Genomic DNA, 18,066 nt, shown 5'->3' with positions numbered 1-18,066 from the left:
GCTGACAAATGTCAGCCTTTTCAACGTATCAGGTATCTGGTGTTGCATTATTCTTAACGAACAACGTGAGCTCGTCACCAGGCTGAATATCTTTTGCGTTACTCACAACACTGTTCCAGCGCATCACGTCTTTGATGTTAACGCCGTGACGACGGGCGATACTGTCAAGAGAATCACCCTTACGAACGCGATAGGTGATGCTGTTGCTATTATCCGCCAGGCTCGTGCCATTCGAACCCACAGTCAGTAACTGACCGGGACGAATACTGGCACTGCGCAGGTTATTTTGCTGCTTCAGTGTGGCCACGCTGACGCCTAACTTATTCGCAATACCGGATAAGGTATCGCCGCTTCGCACTTTGTAGCCCCCCTCATTGCTGGCTTTCGCCAGTTGTGTGGGCTGCACGGCAGAGATATCACCGGAAGCCAGTGAATCACGCAGCTTTGCGACGTTAGACTTCGGCACCAGAATGTAATGTGGCCCATTGGGTGCTGTTGCGCCGCCTTTATAACCGGTATTGAAGCTCTTTAACTTGGTGAGCGACATCCCCGCCATTTCTGCGGCCTGCGTCAGTTTTATCTGCTGACCCACTTCAACGCGTGCCAGAGCACGGTTTTCGTCAGGCGTCGGCAGTTTGATACCGTAACGCTTGTTGTGCTTAAGCAACTCGCTCAAGGCCAACATTTTTGGTACATAAACCGTGGTTTCACGTGGAAGCGAAAGATGCCAGAAGTCGGTAGGCTTACCGCGCGCCTTGTTCTGTTTAATCGCTTTGAGTACCCGTCCTTCTCCGCTGTTGTAAGCCGCCACTGTCAAAAGCCAGTCACCACCAAACATCGTATTAAGACGCTGCATCATATCCAGTGCTACTTTCGTTGAGGCGACAACATCGCGACGACCATCGTAGTAACGGTTCTGTTTTAAACCATAGTTTCGACCCGTACTCCCAACGATCTGCCAGATGCCAGCGGCATTTGCAGATGACGTTGCGTGAGGATCAAAAGCGCTCTCCACTATGGGTAGCAGTACCAGTTCCATCGGCATATTACGTTTCTTAATCTGCTCGACTATCCAGTACATGTACGGCTCTGCCCGTAATGTTACATCGTGGAGATAGCTCTTATTTTTTAAAAACTTTAATTTCTGTTCGCGGATCCGGGCGTTTTCCGGAATCCCCATCTTCAACTCGTCACTAATGAAACGCCAGAGATCATTATCTTCTGCGAGGCCAGTTCCATCTTCCTGCCATCGCGGCGATAAAAGTCGATCACCGTATTTTCCATTTTCACTTTGACCAGCTGAAGACAGACTCTGGGCATGCTGTTCGGGGATATTGGCGTCATTCCGTGATGCCTGACATCCTACCAGCAAGACCGAGGCGAATAATATCGCTTTAGCCTTCATGTGTGTGTCAATAGTTCGCTTAAAAGACGAGCAACTATACGTGACGGTCCTTCACAACACAACCCGAAAAATCAAAAAGCGTCTTTCTTCTCGCGTAGAACAGCAAATGTTTGCCATACGGGCCCAACCCCAGTATCAACGTTTAAAGCGCGTTGTAAATCAGCATCTTGCGTTCGGAGAAATAAATTTATCACACGCTCATGGGCCAGTTTTGTAGGTAAAGTAATGCGGTTTTCGGCCCGTAAGTCCTTAATTTTATGGTATTCAGCCGTTATTTGCGGATCGTGGGGTAAAATTGCGGCAGCAAACTTCAAATTGGATAAAGTATATTCATGCGCACAGCACACCAATGTGTCTTCCGGGAGCGAGTTAAGCTTTTGAAAGGATTGGTACATTTGCTCAGGGGTGCCTTCGAAAAGCCGTCCGCAACCACCTGAGAACATCGTATCTCCACAAAAAAGATAAGGTGCACTGTAATATGAGATATGTCCTAAAGTGTGCCCCGGCGTAGCGATGACCGCGAATGACAGGCCCAAAACGTCAACGTTATCTCCTTCACGCACGCATGTTTTTGCCCCTTTATCTGCCGTTTCCTGCGGACCGTAAACGGCAATCTCGGGAAAATGTTCACAGAGCGTTTTCACGCCACCGACATGATCGTTGTGATGATGCGTCAGCAAAATGGCGACAGGCTGCCAGCCATTGGCCTGAATTTTCTCCAGAACCGGCTGGGCTTCACCCGGGTCAACAATCAGGCATTTTCCTTCGTCATCTGTTAACGTCCAGATGTAGTTATCTTGCAGTGCAGGAATGCTGGTAAGATTCATAAATACCTCTCGCTGGTCGTTAAAAGGAAAATGGTAAAGCATGAAGCCCGCCAAGACACGCCAAATCCTGAACGCCCCACGCTCATGGCACGATATGCCATGGGGCATTTACTTTCGCGATGCCCTGACGCAGCAACTTCAGCCTTACCTCGGAAAGCTTTATGGCTTTCATATGCTTAAGCTTGGCAACCTCAGCGCAGAAATCAATACGGAACAGTGCGCGATTTCCCATCAGGTCAGCGTAGGTGTCGAAGGTGAAGGCTTACAGGTCCTGGCGCATCCCACCCAGCTCCCGTTCGAAGCCAAATCTGTCGATGCCTGTTTACTGGCCCATACGTTATCCTGGAGTCAGGATCCCCACCGGGTATTGCGGGAAGTGGACCGGGTATTGATCGATGATGGCTGGATGATAATCAGCGGCTTCAATCCGTTCAGTCTGCTGGGTATCAGTAAAATACTACCCGGAATACAGCGTAAAGCGCCCTGGAGCGGGCGCATGTTCAGCCAGATGCGATTACTGGACTGGCTGGGATTGCTGAATTATGAAGTGGTCTTTCGTACGCGTTTTCAGGTGTTGCCCTGGCACCGGCAGGGCGGCAGAATGATCAGCGCTCACTTACCTGCTTTGGGGTGCCTGAATATCGTCGTTGCGCGTAAGCGCAGTTTCCCCCTCACGCCGACCAAGGCAAGAATGAGTCTGAGCAAAAGGCCCCTGCCGCAGCCTGTGAATGCGACACGGCAGTTCAGACACGTCAACGATCAGGATTCTGGTTGATAGCCGATATCATCAAAAGCCGGATGGTTTGCGGCATGGCGTGCCAGTTCATCGCAGCGTTCATTCTCCGGGTGGCCCGCATGGCCTTTAACCCACTCCCATTGAATCTGATGGGTGCTGAGCGCAGTATCAAGCCGTTGCCACAGATCGACGTTCTTAACCGGCTTCTTATCAGCTGTTTTCCAGCCGCGTTTTTTCCAGTTATGAATCCATTGCGTAATGCCCTGGCGCACATACTGACTGTCGGTACTCAATACCACGTCACAGGGTTGTTTCAGGGCTTCCAGCGAGACGATAGCCGCCATCAGTTCCATGCGATTATTGGTCGTCAGGCGGTAACCGGCGCTAAATGTTTTTTCATGTTGCCCATAACGCAAAATTGCGCCATACCCCCCCGGGCCCGGGTTGCCGAGGCAGGAACCATCGGTATAAATTTCTACCTGTTTGCGCATCTCTGGTAGACTTCCTTCTGACAAAACGCCAAGTCTGACATAAAACGAGCCCTATGAGCACTGCAAATAACCGCCAAATCGTTCTCGATACTGAAACCACCGGTATGAATATGATCGGGGTGCATTATGAAGGTCACCGCATCATTGAGATCGGTGCCGTTGAAGTGGTGAACCGTCGCCTGACAGGGAACAACTTCCACATGTATCTCAAGCCCGATCGGCTGGTCGACCCGGAAGCGTTTGGCGTTCACGGTATTGCCGATGAGTTTCTGCTGGATAAACCGACCTTCAGTGAGATTGCCGATGAGTTTCTTGACTACATCCGTGGTGCAGAACTTGTTATTCATAATGCCTCGTTTGATATCGGCTTTATGGATTATGAGTTCAGCAAGCTTGAGCGCGGCATCGAAAAAACGGAAACCTTCTGCAAGATTACTGACAGCCTGGCGATGGCGCGCCGTATGTTCCCCGGTAAGCGCAACAGCCTCGACGCGCTGTGTTCACGTTATGAGATAGACAACAGTAAGCGTACGTTGCACGGCGCACTGCTCGATGCCGAGATCCTGGCCGAAGTCTTTTTAACCATGACGGGCGGACAAACGTCCTTGTCTTTCTCGTCGGAAGAGGATCGCTCGCGTCAGCAGCAGAGCGAAGGCATTCAGCGCATCGTTCGGCCCACATCAGGATTGCGCGTGGTCACCGCCAGTGATGAGGAAATCAGTCATCACGAATCACGGCTGGATCTGATCATGAAGAAGGGGGGCAGTTGCCTCTGGCGCGCCTGAGTCGCAAAGATTTGTGTGTAAAATCAACATCGGGGCGAAAATAGCAGCAAACGGAAGCGGGCAGGGGGAAAACCGTTGACGGCGAGTAATGATGTGATTAATATGCGCCTCGTTCCCGACGGGGAACAAAGCGCGGAGCGGTAGTTCAGTTGGTTAGAATACCTGCCTGTCACGCAGGGGGTCGCGGGTTCGAGCCCCGTCCGTTCCGCCAAATTTTGACGCCATGCTGGTTATCAGCATGGCGTTTTTGCTTTCTGGCTCTGGACGTTTCTCGTCTTCCTCTCAACAGCCGGTTTGCCCGTCACGCTCAGTGCTATCCCGTATTTTCGACCTGATGCCCGTCGCACCCAATAAATGCCCCATAAAGGCAGGGTAAGAACGACGTTCCCACAGCCAGTCCTCACAGAAACGGACTGACTGACAGTAAGGGTGAATCAGTCTTTCTGCATCGCGACGGCACCCGACGGGATTGTCGTATGTTTTTCTGCAACCTGTTTTTCCCGCGCCACCAGCCAGTAGCAGCTCGCCGCCAGCGCCACGCCGATAAACCAGCTAAAGTTGGCGACCTGATGCAGAGAAGGGATAAAGCTAATCACCAGACAAATAGCGACCGAGGGCAGCAGGGCAACAATGGCTTTCGGGTTAAATCCACCGCGATACCAGTAGCGCCCCTGCGGTGTGGCATCGAACAGATCGTCCACAGAAATACGGCCGCCTTTGATCAGGTAAAAATCGGCTAACAGGATGCCAAACAAAGGCCCGATAAACGAACCCAGTACGTCCAGCGTATAGTGAATCAGTTCAGGCGACTGGAACAAATTCCACGGCGTGAGCAGGACCGAACCCACCGCTGCAATCATCCCCCCGGTACGAAAACTGATTTTCTGAGGCGAGCAGTTAGAAAAATCGAAAGCAGGAGACACGAAGTTCGCCACGATGTTGATGCCAATCGTCGCGGTGATCATGGTCAGTAAGCCAATTGCCACGGCTAAATCGCTGCCAACCATGCTCACGGTTTCGATAGGATCGGTGATCATTTTACCAAACAAGGACTGCGTACCCGATACAATCACAACGGTCACGATGGAGAACAGCAGGAAATTGAACGGCAGTCCCCAGCGGTTACCCCGGCGAACCTCACTCATGCTTTTGCCGTAGCGAGAAAAGTCACCAAAGTTCAGCAGCGGGCCTGAGAAGTAAGACACGACCAGTGCCGTTGCCGTAATCATCTGCCAGGTTTGTTCACCGACGGACAGCGATTTGCTGGCCAGCGTAAACGAAATACCGTCGAATCCGGTTTTGTATACAATCCAGCCCGCCAGTGCCAGCATGACGACGTAAACGGCGGGACCAGCGATATCAATAAAGCGCTTAATCGCACTCATGCCGTGCCAGAACACCATCGCCTGCAGAACCCACATCACGCCAAAGCAGTACCAGCCCAGTTGCGATAAGCCAAGCCAGTGGCTGTGCGTCAGGCTTTCCAGCGACGGATAAAACTTCAGCAGCACCAGCATCAGCGCATTCGCCGCCAGCCAGGTCTGAATACCGTACCAGGCAAACGCAATCAGGCCGCGGATCACCGCCGGAATATTGGCGCCAAAGACACCGAATGCCTGGCGGCAAATGACCGCATAAGGCACGCCGGCCATCTGGCTGGGTTTAGCGACCAGGTTGGCGCAGAGCTGAACAATACAGATCCCTGCCAGCAAACACAGCAGCACCTGCCAGCTGGCCAGCCCTAATGTGAAGAAGCTTGCCGCGACCACGTAGCCGCCCATGCTGTGCACATCCGACATCCAGAAGGAAAAGATGTTGTACCACGACCAGTTTTGATGGCGGGTAGGCGCCAGGTCAGCATTACATAGCTTCGGACTGTATGCTTTTCCGGCTTCAGAGGCCGATGTGTTACCCACCGTTGAATGATTTGGCATGAAACCTGCTCCTCTCAAAGACATGAATAAAATAACCTTGTGAAATCACATTGCAGGATCCAGGCCAGATTTGTTTTTTGTATACAAAATTTATTTTTCACGTATACGATAAGTGATGCAATGATGTTTACCGGAGCGGGTGATGAAGAGTGAAACAGGCCAGAGAACGGCGGCCGAGCTGCATGATAAAGATGAACCTATCTATCAGGCGTTAATGAACGCCATTGTCGAACATCAACTGCCGCCCGGCAGCAAATTGCCGGAAGAAGCGCTTTCAGAGGTCTTTGGCGTGAGCCGCACGGGCATCCGTAAGGTCTTGCAGCGCCTTGCTGCGGTGCAAATGATCACGCTCACGCCCAAACGTGGTGCACATGTCGCCACACCGGGCGTGGAGGAAGCGCGGGATATTTTCCGCACCCGAAGCCTGCTTGAGTGCGGCAATCTTTCTGCGGTGCTGGAACATCTGCAGGCACCGCACCTGGCCGGGCTCACGGCCCTGGTTGAGCAGGAAAAAGAGGCGATTGCCCGGCATGACGGTCCGGCGGCGATTCGTCTGTCCGCGGCCTTTCATATCCAGTTGCAGGCGATTTCGGGCAATCAGGTATTAACGGATTTGGTGACGCAACTGGCCCAGCGATCGTCGCTGGTGATTGCCACCTGGGGCGCGCCCTGGCAGCGCGGTTGTCGCTGTGACGATCACGGCCAGTTACTCCAGCGACTCCGGGAAAAAGACCTGGTGTCACTGACCGCCTCGCTGCAGCATCATTTTGAACACATCGTTGCCAGCCTCCATTTTGAGCGCGGAGGCGAAACACTACCGGATTTTTCCCGACTGTTTGCCGGGCATAAAGGAGCCGTATCATGAGCCTGATTCAGGTTATCAATCCCAATACCAGCCAGGCGATGACCGAAACCATCGGTCAGGCGGCCCGCGCGGTGGCCGCACCTGGAACGGACATTATTGCCGTTTGCCCTTCGCAGGGCGTGCCGTCGATTGAAGGGCATTTTGATGAGGCGATAGCGGCGATCGGCGTGCTGGAACAGGTGAAGCTCGGCAAAGCGCAGGGCGTCAGTGGCCATGTGATTGCCTGTTTTGGCGATCCTGGCTTGCTGGCGGCACGCGAACTGGCCAGCGGGCCGGTCATCGGTATCGCGGAGGCGGCCATGCATACCGCCACATTGGTGGCAACGCGTTTTTCAATTGTCACGACGTTGCCCCGCACGCTGGTCATCGCACGCCATTTACTTCAGCAGTACGGTTTTACGCACCATTGTGCCGCTTTACATGCTATTGATTTACCCGTGCTGGCGCTGGAAGACGGCAGCGGCGTGGCGCAGGAGAAAGTGCGCCAGCGCTGTATCCAGGCAAAGCGGGAAGATGGCTGTGGCGCCATTGTTTTAGGCTGTGGGGGCATGGCAACGCTGGCCGCGTCGCTGACAAAAGAGCTGGAGATGCCGGTGATTGATGGCGTCAGCGCCGCCGTCAAGATGGTGGAATCGCTGGTGGCGCTGGGTTTTGGCACCAGTAAACAAGGCGATTTAGCTTATCCGCTACATAAACCGCTCTCAGGTGTCTTTCAGCACCTAAACTAAGCAGATGTTCCCGTTCAACGACAGGATGCAAGTGATGACTGAAAGCCAGGATAAAAAAACCTACAGCTTCAATAAGAATTACCCGCGTGACCTGATCGGTTACGGTGGAAAGCCTCCACATGCGCGCTGGCCAAAGAAAGCGCGCGTCGCGGTGCAGTTTGTACTCAACTATGAGGAAGGGGCAGAAAACAACGTTTTGCACGGCGACACGGGTTCAGAACAGTTCCTGTCTGACATCATTGGGGCGGCCAGTTATCCGGATCGGCATATGTCGATGGAATCCCTGTACGAGTATGGATCCCGCGCCGGTTTCTGGCGCATTCACAATGAGTTTCAGAAGCGCGGACTGCCCCTGACCGTGTTTGGCGTCGCGATGGCGTTGGCGCGCCACCCGGACATCGTGGACGCCATCAAACAGGCGCAGTATGACGTGGTCAGCCACGGCTGGCGCTGGATTCACTATCAGGGCATTGATGCTAAAACCGAACGTCAGCACATGCAGCAGGCGGTGGATGTGTTAACGGACCTGTTTGGCAAAGCGCCCACAGGCTGGTACACCGGACGCGACAGCCCCAATACGCGGCGGCTGGTGGTGGAACAGGGCGGCTTCAGTTATGACAGCGACTATTATGGTGATGATTTGCCATTCTGGACTCAGGTCACCTGTCAGGACGGTACGGTAAAACCCCATCTGATCATTCCTTACACGCTGGAATGCAACGATATGCGCTTTGCCTCGCCCCAGGGTTTCAATACCGCAGAGCAGTTCTTTACCTATCTGCGCGATACGTTCGACGTGCTGTATGAAGAAGGCGAAGCCGCGCCCAAAATGATGTCGGTGGGGATGCACTGCCGCCTGTTAGGTCGCCCGGGAAAATTCCGCGCCTTGCAAAATTTCCTCGACCACATTCAGCAGCATAAAGATGTGTGGATTTGCACCCGGCAGCAGATTGCCGATCACTGGATAAAAACTTACCCCGCGCCAGAGGCGTAATCTCCCGGCGGCAAGCGCGTGACGGCAAAAGGATGTCGCCACGCGCTGCCCCGGTTTCCGGCATTGTCGTCCGCACGGCCCCACTCAGTCACATAACGTGGGATCGGCCTCAATCATCAACTGCTTCATCTCTTCGAAATGCCGCAGAGAGAAGTCGGGGATGCCTTCCCAGTCACGGGCCGTTTTTTCCGCGACCTCGTCGCTCAGCACCTTCAACGGTTGCCCGGTAGACCAGGCGGTGACCAGAATCTGGCAGGCCCGCTCCAGTGTCCAGATATCATCATAGGCCTCGCCCACCGTCTGGGCGGTAACCATAACGCCGTGATTACCCATCAACAGACGACGCTTATCGGTCAGCAGGCTGGCCAGTCGGGCGCCTTCCTCCTGAGTGTCTGCCATGCCCCCGTACAGGGTATCCACCGCGATACGGTTGAAGTAGCGCGCACTGTTTTGATCGCCAGGCGGAATGTGTGGCTGTGCCAGACAGGCGACGCTGGTGGTATAAACCGGATGCAGATGCATCACGACCCGGGTTTCTGGCAGCCGCTGATGAAGTTGCCCATGGATCGACCAGGCGGTGGCGTCTACATCGTCCCGCTCTCCACAGGCGGTATCGTCTGCATTGAGCAGCAGCAGGTCGCTGGCGCGAAGCCGTGAAAAGTGTTTCCACTTTGGGTTCATCAGAAACTGCTTACCATCCGGTGAAACTGCGGCACTGAAATGGTTCGCTACCGCCTCATGCATGCCCAGGTGGGCAATAATGCGAAAGGCCGCCGCCAGATCGATACGGGTCTGCTCTTCAAAAGAAAGCGCCATATTCCCTCCTGAAAATGAACGCGTGACGGGCACGCGTTTGAGATTAAGGTTTTGGCATCAGGGTGTTGAGATCGTCGGCTGTTGGCGCTTCAAAATGGTATTTTTTGAGCAGCGCGGCATATTCGGGCGTTTTACTGAAGGTAGCCAGCGCAGCGACCAGGGCTTTTTTCACCTCCGTATTGTCCTTCTTCACGCCAAAACCGTTTAACACCGGATAGATAAGTGTCGTGGAGGAAATCTGAATACGGTCGCCCAGCTTTTGCACCACGCCACGCGCCACGGCGGCATCGGTAATCTGTGCTTCGACCGCATGGGAGAGCATCGCCTGCGTTGTCTGCGGATCGGTCGAATATTCGCTAATCGCGATGGGGGGTTTACCGTTTTTCACACAGTAGTCGTCAGACAGTTTGTGTAACTGCTGCAACCACGACGTGGCGCCCATCGAACCGATTTTATGGCCGCAGAAATCTTCAGGCGTTTTGGGTTGGTAATCGCTTCCCTTCAACGACAGGATAGCTTCGCCGCTTTTCAGATAGGGAATCATGTCGATCACTTTCATGCGATCGGCGGTGATGTACATCGACGAATTAGTCATATCAAACCGGTTACTCTGCAAGCCGGTAATCAGGTTAGGGAAACGGGTATCAATGTTAACGGCCTGACGGCCCATCACTTTGGCCAGACCATCAAGAAACTCAATGTCAAAGCCGGCGGGTTTATTATCCTTCATGTACTCATACGGAAAGAAGGTCATATCCGATCCGGCGATAATTTTGCCGGGTTGTAAAAAGGCTGAGGCGTTAAAGGACGCCAGTACAGCGCCTGCGGCAAGCAGACTTAACACGTAGGTTTTCATCATTATTCTCTCTCTGAAAAATGCCATCAGACGTTGGCAAGATCTTTACCGGCCTGTTGAACAAAAAACGAAGCACCGCGCGGTTTCTGCGGCAGGCGGAAGGCGTTTGCGGTGCTGCGGATCATGCCGCTCTCCTCACCGTAAACCAGCGTGCCCGCATCCGGGCTGGGTAACGGGTTTTCACCGAACGGCAGTGCATCTTCAGCGGCGTACACGGCGATAAACAGTGTGCGCGGCCATTCGGTTTCATTGGGACTGGAGGCGTGCAGCAGTCGGGTATGCATAAAGCACACAGAACCCGAGGGACCAAAACAGGCGGTAGGTTGCTGGCACTGTTCTTTCACCACTGCGGGATCAACGGCACCGGTAAAGCGGCCACCCTGCCAGTGTGAATAAAGCGGCCCCTGATGGCTGCCCGGCACCACGTTCAGCGGACCATTTTCCGGTGTGACCTCACTGACCATCAGCAGCGCGGTCACGATATCGTCGTTGCTGTGCGGGGTGAACAGGAAATCCTGGTGCCACTCCACTTTCGTTGCGGTATGGGGCAGTTTCGAGTTGATCTTACTGTGATGATAGCGTGCACCGCTGCCCCCGATTAACTGTCCGGCAATCTGCGCCATACGTGAATGCAGTGCCGCATGGCGATAGGCGGCAGAGATATCGTTCGGTGAGCTGACGCGGCGCAAAGAAGGATGATCGGCACGGTGATCGCTCTCAATATCGAAACGCGGACGCCCATCCTGCGTATCGCCCCAGGGCGCATTCTGGCTGCGGCTTTCCTCAACCCACTGGTCAAAGTCGTGTTGTAGCGCTGCGATTTCATCGCTTGTCAGGACATTTTCAACTACCAGAAATCCCTGCTGGTGATACTGATCTACCTGCCACTGTTCAATCATGGTCGTGCCCTCGTGATTAATACATCGTTACGCCAGCGAGACATCCTTCAGAAAAGCTTCCACGCGCGGATGCTGGCCATCGCGTAGAGCCTGCGGCGCGTCGTCACAGACCACGCGTCCTTTTTCCATAAAGACAATCCGGTCAGACACCTTGAAGGCAAAGTTCATCTCATGGGTCACGATCACCATGGTGATGCCCTCGCTTGCCAGTGCTTCAATGACCTGAAGCACTTCATTCACTTTTTCGGGATCCAGTGCAGAGGTGGGTTCATCGAACAGCATGATTTGCGGACGCATCATCAAGGCACGTGCGATAGCCACGCGTTGCTGCTGACCGCCGGAGAGCTGATGAGGGTACTTCCACGCATGGTCGAGCATGCCGACTTTAAAAAGCAGCGCAGCAGCCTGCTGTTTTAATACCGCGGCAGGCGCGAGCTTGTGATAGCGAGGCGCCAGCAACAGGTTGTCCATAACGCTGAGATGACTGAACAAATTAAAGCTCTGAAAGACCATCCCGATATTGAGACGATGCTCTGAATACTCAACGAAGCGTGGCTTGCGTTGCTCTCCCTGCTGACTGAGATGAATAAAGGGCTTTCCGTTAATACGAATTTCACCGTTATCGATCTGCTCCAGACCATTAAGCAGGCGAATCAGCGTAGTTTTTCCTGAACCTGAAGGCCCGATTACGGAAACCACTTCGCCAGGATGGATCTGCAGGTTAACGGCACCCAGCACTTCAACATTGTTGTAAGCCTTGTGCAGACGCAGGGCCTGCAACGCTGGTCCGCTGGCGTGAAACGCCTGACGGACAGGATTCACCGCTGCGCGTTGTGCGAGTTCGAAAAGATGTGCATCAGGTTTGCCGGACGGTTGGCGTTGTGTCACGTCCAGATAGCGCTCCAGCTGTTTCAGCAGGAAGTCAAAGACGGTAACGATCAGCACGTAATAGAAGGCGACCGCCGCCATGGTTTCCATGACCAGAAAGTTTTGCGAGTAGAGTCGCTGGCCGACCATCAAAATTTCGGTAAGCGAGATAACAGAGACCAGTGACGTCAGCTTCACGATCGCGATGTATTCATTCGCCAGTGCCGGTAAGGCCACACGCAGTGCCTGCGGGATAATGATGCGCCACTGAATGCCTGCATAGCGTAATCCCAGTGCCCGGGCAGCCTCGCTCTGGCCTTTGGGAATCGCCAGCAGCCCGCCACGGTGAATCTCTGCGATATAGGCGCTTTCACACATGGTCAGCGCAATAAATCCTGCCCAGAATGGATCGCTCAGTACCGTCGACGTGGCGGGCAATGCCTGAGGCAGGTTATAAACAAAGATCAGCAGCACCAGCAAAGGCAGGCTACGAAAGAGCCAGATATAAAACCGGGCCGGCAGCGTCAATAAGGGATGGCGCGACTGCTTGGCCAGCGCCAGGATAAATCCCGCAATAATGCTCGTTCCCCAGGTCAGCAGGCTCAGTTTGATGACAGTCCATGTCGCCAGCCAAAAATTAGCGTCGCTAAACAGACTGAACATATAGTTCCAGTTAAATGTCATGGGCTTGCTCACATTAAACAGAAGGGGTGAATAATTCTGTAATTCACTATGGCGGCAGGACGGGAACGATAGCAATTAGTAATTTGCTGGCTTCTGATTTTAAAAAAACTATCCAACTGTTATATCCCTTTTTAAACGGTGTCTTTTTAACAGTGCAGGGCAATAATTAACGTATTCTTTCCCTTTTTGCGCTTATTTAGGGCAGCACGCTGATCATTGCGACGCAGGGTGAGAGTTATTGGTGCAATTTCTTTTTGATGATTACGTTTCTGCCAGACGTAAAAAAACAGGTGGAATGGCGTTAATACATAAACGGCGTTCAGGTGGAACGGGCAGGTAAGTGGCACAGCATTTGCAGTGCTGCTTAGGCCGGAACGAAGCAAGGTGTCTTGCTGACTATAAAAAACAGAGGTAACGCCATGAGTCGCTTTACACTTAAACAGCTCAGATATTTCGTCGCCGTGGTGGAGACGGAAAGCATTGCGGAAGCCTCGCGTCAGTTGCATATCGCCCAGCCCTCCATTTCCGTTTCCATCAAAAACCTGGAGGACGCCTTCGATCAGCAACTGCTCATCCGCCATCACGCACAGGGTGTTTCGCTGACGCCTGGCGGCCGCCGTTTTTACGAAAAGGCGCAGGAGCTGCTACGTCTGACACACGAGTTTGAGCAAAACTCACGTGCAGATAACACCCTGATTTCAGGCACGATTGCGGTGGGATGTTTTGAATCTGCGGCGCCGCTGTATATGCCCAAACTGATAGCCGGGTTTAAAAAACACTATCCGGATATTACCATTGAACTGTACGACGGCGAGCAGCATGAACTGATGCATGGACTCCATCGCGGACGTTTTGATCTGGCTTTTCTCTACGATCTCGAGCTGGATAACACCATTCAAAAAACCACGTTAAACGCCCCGCATAAACCTTACGCGCTCCTGCCGGTAAACCATCCACTGGCACAAAAATCCCTGGTCACGCTGCGTGAGCTGAGTCAGGAACCTATGATTTTGCTGGATGCGGTACCCAGCAGGAATTACTTCATCAATATTTTCAAAAGCAAAGGGTACCACCCGCAGGTAGCCTACAGTTCGCCCTCCATTGAAATGGTGCGTTGCATGGTAGGACAGGGGCTGGGGTTTTCAGTTCTGGTCACCCGCCCCTGTACTGATGTGACTTATGACGGTGAAAAGCTGGCGCAGATTGATATTGAAGATGATATGGAAGCCTCGACGTTAATCATGGCCTGGTTAAGTCATAATGAACCAACGCGACCGACAAAACTTTTTATGGACTATTGCCAGAATAGTGCGTTGGGGCCCACCGTGTAAAAAGTGCCGCGCAATTACCGTGCTGTTTGGTAAGAAAAAGAAATGTATTTGCGGTAAATCACATCGGCTAATTTCGCGCTTTATTCGCTGAGTGGCTTTAATAACCGGGCACGTATCTTCTGCTTATTAATTTCTTATTCAGATATTAGCTTTATAATATTTTACCCATTCATCTGCCTCAAATAATCTTGGCGCTGGCGCGTGTCAGGAACACGTCATTAAAACGTCGGGCTTGAGGATGATGGAATGACAATATCAGAGCAAGAAACAGATACCCTGGTGATTGGGGCAGGGCAGGCCGGCATCGCCATGAGCGAGCATCTGGGGCGGCTCGGCATTCCGCATTGCGTGCTGGAAAAAAATCGTATTGCCGAAGCGTGGCGGACCCGGCGCTGGGACTCGCTGGTCGCCAACGGCCCGGCCTGGCACGATCGGTTTCCCGGCATGACTTTTCCGGGGCAGGATCCTGACAGCTTTGTGCCTAAAGAACAGATTGCTGACTATTTTGAAGCGTATGTGCAGCAGATCGAGGCGCCTGTCAAAACGGGCGTCGAAGTCATCAGCGTGGTACCGCGTGTCGGGCGCAGCGGGTTCGACGTCTCAACCTCCGCTGGTCCGATCGTTGCCCGGCGCGTAGTCGTCGCCACAGGGCCTTTTCAGAAGCCTGTGATTCCGGCCATTGCGCCCACGGATACACGGTTCACCCAGTTACATTCGGCGGACTACCGTAACCCGCAACAACTGCCTGAAGGTGGTGTGCTGGTTATCGGCGCGGGCTCGTCAGGGGTGCAGATTGCCGATGAGCTTCAGCGTGCAGGAAAAGACGTGTGGCTCTCCGTTGGTCCCCACGATCGTCCGCCTCGCCGCTATCGCAACCGGGACTTTTGCTGGTGGTTAGGGGTCCTTGGCCTGTGGGATGCGGCAGCCAGCCAACCGGGGAAAGAACACGTCACCATCGCGGTCAGCGGCGCGCGCGGCGGGCATACCGTCGACTTTCGCAAACTGGCGGAGCAGGGCATCAACCTGGTCGGATTGACGGAGCGCTTTTCCGGCGAGGTCGTGACCTTTAAGCCCGATCTGGCGCAAAACATTGCCGCAGGCGATGAAAACTATTTATCCCTGCTGGATGCGGCCGATGCCTGGGTTGAACGCCATGGCCTGAATTTACCCGAGGATCCGGCCGCACGCGCCTTTCTGTCCGATCCGGAAAGCGTCTCGCATCCTGTGCAGTCGCTCAATCTGGTCCGCGCAGGGATCACGACGCTCATCTGGGCGACAGGCTATGCCACGGATTATACCTGGCTGAAGGTTAACGCCTTTGACGAGAAAAACAGACCTCTCCATCAACGCGGCGTCTCCCCGGAGTCCGGACTCTATTTCCTCGGGCTGCCCTGGCAGTCGCGCCGCGGCTCCTCGTTTATCTGGGGCGTGTGGCATGACGCAAAGTATGTTGCCGACCATATTGCTATCCAGCGCCAGTATCAGGATTACCGTGCCGCGTCAGAAAACTGAACCAGGAGACTGCTGTTATGCCAACCCATACTCGTATTCGGATGTTTAACACCAAAGAAACGTACCCTAATCAAACGCTGGACAACGATCTCTGCCAGGCCGTACGTGCAGGTAACACAGTGTACCTGCGCGGCCAGGTCGGCACTGACTTCGACGGTAATCTGATTGGCCTGGGCGATCCGGCCGCGCAGGCGGCGCAGGCGATGAAAAATGTGAAGCAACTGCTGGAAGAGGCGGGGAGCGATCTGTCGCATATTGTCAAAACCACCACGTATATAGTCGACCCGCGTTATCGCGAACCGGTTTACCGTGAAGTCGGAAAGTGGCTAAAAGGTGTTTTCCCCGTCTCAACAGGGCTGGTGATTTCGGCTCTGGCACAGCCGCAATGGCTGATGGAAATTGATGTCATTGCGGTGATTCCGGATGACTGGAAACGTGGAGCAGACCAATGACCTTATCAGTGACGGCACGGTGTGAAGAAACCGGTCAGCTCGGCATCGCTATCAGTTCATCCAGCATTGCGGTAGGCGCGCGCTGTCCCTGGCTCCAGGCCGGCGTGGGTGCCATATCCAGCCAGAATATTACGTTGCCCTCTCTGGGGCAGCAGATTCTGTTGCATCTGGATCAGGGCAGCGATCTGAACGTGGCGCTAAAGCGGGCGCTGGCTGGCGACAGATTCAGTGATTACCGCCAGGTCGCCGCGATTGATATTCAGGGTAACACGGCGTTTTTCAGTGGCAGCAAGACGCTGGGTATCTGGAGCATGGCCGAAGGAAAAAACTGTATCGCCGCAGGCAATATGCTGGCGAACAAGGGCGTAACGGCATCCATGTGCGCGGCCTTTGAAGCGGCCTCCGGTGAACTGGCCAGTCGGCTGCTTGCCGCCCTTCAGGCCGGCGTGGCGGCAGGCGGAGAAGCGGGGCCGTTACATTCAGCTGCGCTCAAACTTGTGGATGATTATCCCTGGCCGCTGGTGGATCTGCGCATCGACTGGACCGTGCACGACCCTGTCGGGCAGTTGACACAACTGTGGCTTGCCTATGAACCCCAGATGGAAGCCTATGTCACGCGCGCGCTGGATCCGCGTGAGGCACCGGCCTATGGTGTGCCCGGCGATGAATGAGACGTTACGGGCGCTTCTGGCCTCCCTGCTGGCCTTTGACACAACCAGTCGGGTGTCAAACCTGGCCCTGATCCAGTTTATTGACGACTACCTGACTGACAGAGGCATAACGACGCAGTGGCTGTATGACGACAGCGGTAAAAAAGCCAATCTGTATGCGCGTCTGGGGCCGGAGGGCGAAGGCGGCGTTATGCTGTCAGGGCATACGGACGTGGTGCCGGTTGAGGGGCAAAACTGGTCCGTGCCGCCTTTCGCCCTGACGGAACGTGACGGACGATATTACGGTCGGGGAAGCGCCGATATGAAAGGCTTTATTGCCTGCGTGCTGGCCATGCTGGATGCGTTTCTTCAGCAGCCTCTGCGCATGCCTTTGCATCTGGCGTTTTCCTGTGACGAAGAGGTGGGGTGCCTGGGCGTGCGCTCGCTGGTGGCGATGCTCAATGCCTCACCGGCAAAACCGGCGATGTGTATTGTGGGTGAGCCGACCGCCATGCAGCCGGTTTACGGACATAAGGGAAAACGGGCGGTGCGCTGTCGGGTGCAGGGCCACGCCTGCCACTCTGCCTATACGCATCAGGGCGTGAATGCGGTTCACTACGCCGCCCGGTTAATTGCGCATCTTTTGCAGCAGGAAGAAGCGTTAAAGCAGCAACGTGACGAAGGTTTGAACCGCCTTACAGCACGCTGCAGATTGGCACGATTCAGGGCGGGACAGCACTGAATATTGTTCCTGAGACCTGCCAGTTTGATATGGAGTGGCGAACGCTGCCTGGTACGGATGCTCAGGCGCTGTATGACAGCGTACGCCACTTCGCCGAAGCAGAACTGGTGCCTGAAATGCAGCGCACTGAACCGTTGTGCAACATTACCTTTCAACCACTGAGCGGCTACCCCGGTTTATTGACCGATCCGCAGACCGACTTTGCCCGCTGGCTGGCGCAGTGGAGCGGGCATAACGAGTTCGCCACGGTCGTCTTTGGCACCGAAGGGGGATTATTTGACGAAATTGGGGTAGCCACGTTGGTCTGCGGGCCGGGAAGCATGGAACAGGGACACAAAGCAGATGAGTTTGTCAGTCTTGAACAGCTTGAACGCTGTATGGCAATGCTACAAAACCTGCGTCAGTGGATGGCGGTAACGTCCACCAATAAAGCCACGCAGGGTGGAGCGTGCCGCGCGGCCAGATGATCGGCAAAAACGTTTGCGGGTGCGG

17 protein-coding genes, 1 tRNA gene and 1 pseudogene are annotated in these 18,066 nt (G+C 54.1%); 11 read left to right on the top strand and 8 right to left on the bottom strand.

Features of this window, described 5'->3' with window-relative positions:
• Positions 1–28: 28 nt before the first annotated feature.
• Together mltD and gloB are read right to left on the bottom strand one after the other, a co-directional pair.
• Positions 29–1,405, bottom strand: a complete 1,377-nt coding sequence (gene mltD, locus GC087_RS18595; RefSeq protein ID WP_058708229.1) for a murein transglycosylase D — start codon at positions 1,403–1,405, stop codon at positions 29–31.
• Positions 1,406–1,476: 71 nt separating this feature from the next.
• The gene (gloB, locus tag GC087_RS18590) at positions 1,477–2,232 is read right to left on the bottom strand and encodes a hydroxyacylglutathione hydrolase (protein ID WP_205952701.1); all 756 of its coding nucleotides are present in this window, start codon (positions 2,230–2,232) and stop codon (positions 1,477–1,479) included.
• Between the two features lie 40 nt (positions 2,233–2,272).
• On the opposite strand from gloB, the gene GC087_RS18585 reads away from it, so the two are divergent.
• The gene (locus tag GC087_RS18585) at positions 2,273–3,007 is read left to right on the top strand and encodes a class I SAM-dependent methyltransferase (protein ID WP_033738493.1); all 735 of its coding nucleotides are present in this window, start codon (positions 2,273–2,275) and stop codon (positions 3,005–3,007) included.
• Here GC087_RS18585 and rnhA read toward each other — a convergent pair.
• Positions 2,992–3,459, bottom strand: coding sequence for a ribonuclease HI (rnhA, locus tag GC087_RS18580; RefSeq protein ID WP_006118003.1), 468 nt, complete (start codon positions 3,457–3,459; stop codon positions 2,992–2,994). The two genes, GC087_RS18585 and rnhA, sit on opposite strands and share 16 nt — an antisense overlap.
• A gap of 53 nt (positions 3,460–3,512) precedes the next feature.
• Between rnhA and dnaQ the strand changes: the two genes are divergently transcribed.
• Positions 3,513–4,244 (top strand): DNA polymerase III subunit epsilon, encoded by a 732-nt coding sequence (dnaQ, locus tag GC087_RS18575; RefSeq protein WP_006118004.1) that lies wholly within the window; start codon positions 3,513–3,515, stop codon positions 4,242–4,244.
• Between the two features lie 134 nt (positions 4,245–4,378).
• Positions 4,379–4,455: transfer RNA gene (locus GC087_RS18570), tRNA-Asp, on the top strand.
• Positions 4,456–4,678: 223 nt separating this feature from the next.
• On the opposite strand, the gene GC087_RS18565 is transcribed toward GC087_RS18570, so the two are convergent.
• A complete protein-coding gene (locus tag GC087_RS18565; protein ID WP_110268560.1) occupies positions 4,679–6,178 on the bottom strand; it encodes an NCS1 family nucleobase:cation symporter-1 in 1,500 nt (499 codons plus the stop codon).
• A gap of 142 nt (positions 6,179–6,320) precedes the next feature.
• Here GC087_RS18565 and GC087_RS18560 point away from each other — a divergent pair, with 142 nt between their 5' ends.
• Genes GC087_RS18560 through puuE form a run of 3 tightly spaced genes read left to right on the top strand, consistent with a single transcriptional unit; the run spans position 6,321 to position 8,765 of the window.
• Complete coding sequence (locus GC087_RS18560) at positions 6,321–7,043, top strand: GntR family transcriptional regulator (protein ID WP_006118006.1); 723 nt, start codon at positions 6,321–6,323, stop codon at positions 7,041–7,043.
• Entirely contained in the window at positions 7,040–7,771 is a 732-nt protein-coding gene (gene hpxA / locus GC087_RS18555) for an allantoin racemase (protein WP_033738498.1), read from the top strand. The genes GC087_RS18560 and hpxA overlap by 4 nt, the downstream gene beginning before the upstream one ends.
• Before the next feature lie 34 nt (positions 7,772–7,805).
• Entirely contained in the window at positions 7,806–8,765 is a 960-nt protein-coding gene (gene puuE / locus GC087_RS18550; RefSeq protein ID WP_039338609.1) for an allantoinase PuuE, read from the top strand.
• A gap of 84 nt (positions 8,766–8,849) precedes the next feature.
• Here puuE and GC087_RS18545 read toward each other — a convergent pair whose 3' ends face one another.
• The 4 genes from GC087_RS18545 to GC087_RS18530 are packed head-to-tail and all read right to left on the bottom strand — an operon-like array spanning position 8,850 to position 12,887.
• Positions 8,850–9,581, bottom strand: coding sequence for a class II aldolase and adducin N-terminal domain-containing protein (locus GC087_RS18545; RefSeq protein WP_324029005.1), 732 nt, complete (start codon positions 9,579–9,581; stop codon positions 8,850–8,852).
• A 43-nt stretch (positions 9,582–9,624) separates the two neighbouring features.
• Positions 9,625–10,440, bottom strand: coding sequence for an ABC transporter substrate-binding protein (locus GC087_RS18540; protein WP_033738503.1), 816 nt, complete (start codon positions 10,438–10,440; stop codon positions 9,625–9,627).
• Between the two features lie 23 nt (positions 10,441–10,463).
• Positions 10,464–11,336 (bottom strand): phytanoyl-CoA dioxygenase family protein, encoded by an 873-nt coding sequence (locus GC087_RS18535; protein ID WP_205954892.1) that lies wholly within the window; start codon positions 11,334–11,336, stop codon positions 10,464–10,466.
• A 27-nt stretch (positions 11,337–11,363) separates the two neighbouring features.
• On the bottom strand, positions 11,364–12,887 hold the full coding sequence (locus tag GC087_RS18530) for an amino acid ABC transporter permease/ATP-binding protein (protein WP_324029003.1): 1,524 nt from the start codon (positions 12,885–12,887) through the stop codon (positions 11,364–11,366).
• 419 nt (positions 12,888–13,306) lie between these two features.
• Between GC087_RS18530 and GC087_RS18525 the strand changes: the two genes are divergently transcribed.
• The 5 genes and pseudogenes from GC087_RS18525 (at position 13,307) to argE (ending at position 18,041) form a co-directional block, all read left to right on the top strand.
• A complete protein-coding gene (locus tag GC087_RS18525) occupies positions 13,307–14,218 on the top strand; it encodes a LysR substrate-binding domain-containing protein (RefSeq protein WP_033738508.1) in 912 nt (303 codons plus the stop codon).
• A 246-nt stretch (positions 14,219–14,464) separates the two neighbouring features.
• Complete coding sequence (locus GC087_RS18520) at positions 14,465–15,730, top strand: flavin-containing monooxygenase (RefSeq protein ID WP_324029001.1); 1,266 nt, start codon at positions 14,465–14,467, stop codon at positions 15,728–15,730.
• Positions 15,731–15,747: 17 nt separating this feature from the next.
• Positions 15,748–16,182 carry a RidA family protein gene (locus GC087_RS18515; RefSeq protein ID WP_033738510.1) on the top strand — a complete coding sequence of 145 codons (435 nt, stop codon included), beginning with the start codon at positions 15,748–15,750 and terminating at the stop codon, positions 16,180–16,182.
• Complete coding sequence (locus GC087_RS18510; RefSeq protein WP_324028999.1) at positions 16,179–16,853, top strand: DUF1028 domain-containing protein; 675 nt, start codon at positions 16,179–16,181, stop codon at positions 16,851–16,853. The genes GC087_RS18515 and GC087_RS18510 overlap by 4 nt, the downstream gene beginning before the upstream one ends.
• A pseudogene (gene argE / locus GC087_RS18505) lies at positions 16,831–18,041 on the top strand (acetylornithine deacetylase). The gene GC087_RS18510 and the pseudogene argE overlap by 23 nt, the downstream one beginning before the upstream one ends.
• Positions 18,042–18,066 lie beyond the last annotated feature (25 nt).

The organism is Pantoea sp. JZ2, assembly GCF_035191405.1.
Classification (GTDB): Bacteria; Pseudomonadota; Gammaproteobacteria; order Enterobacterales; family Enterobacteriaceae; genus Pantoea; species Pantoea stewartii.
Note: the sequence above shows the minus strand (reverse complement) of the source record. Positions and strands in the feature narration are given on the sequence as shown.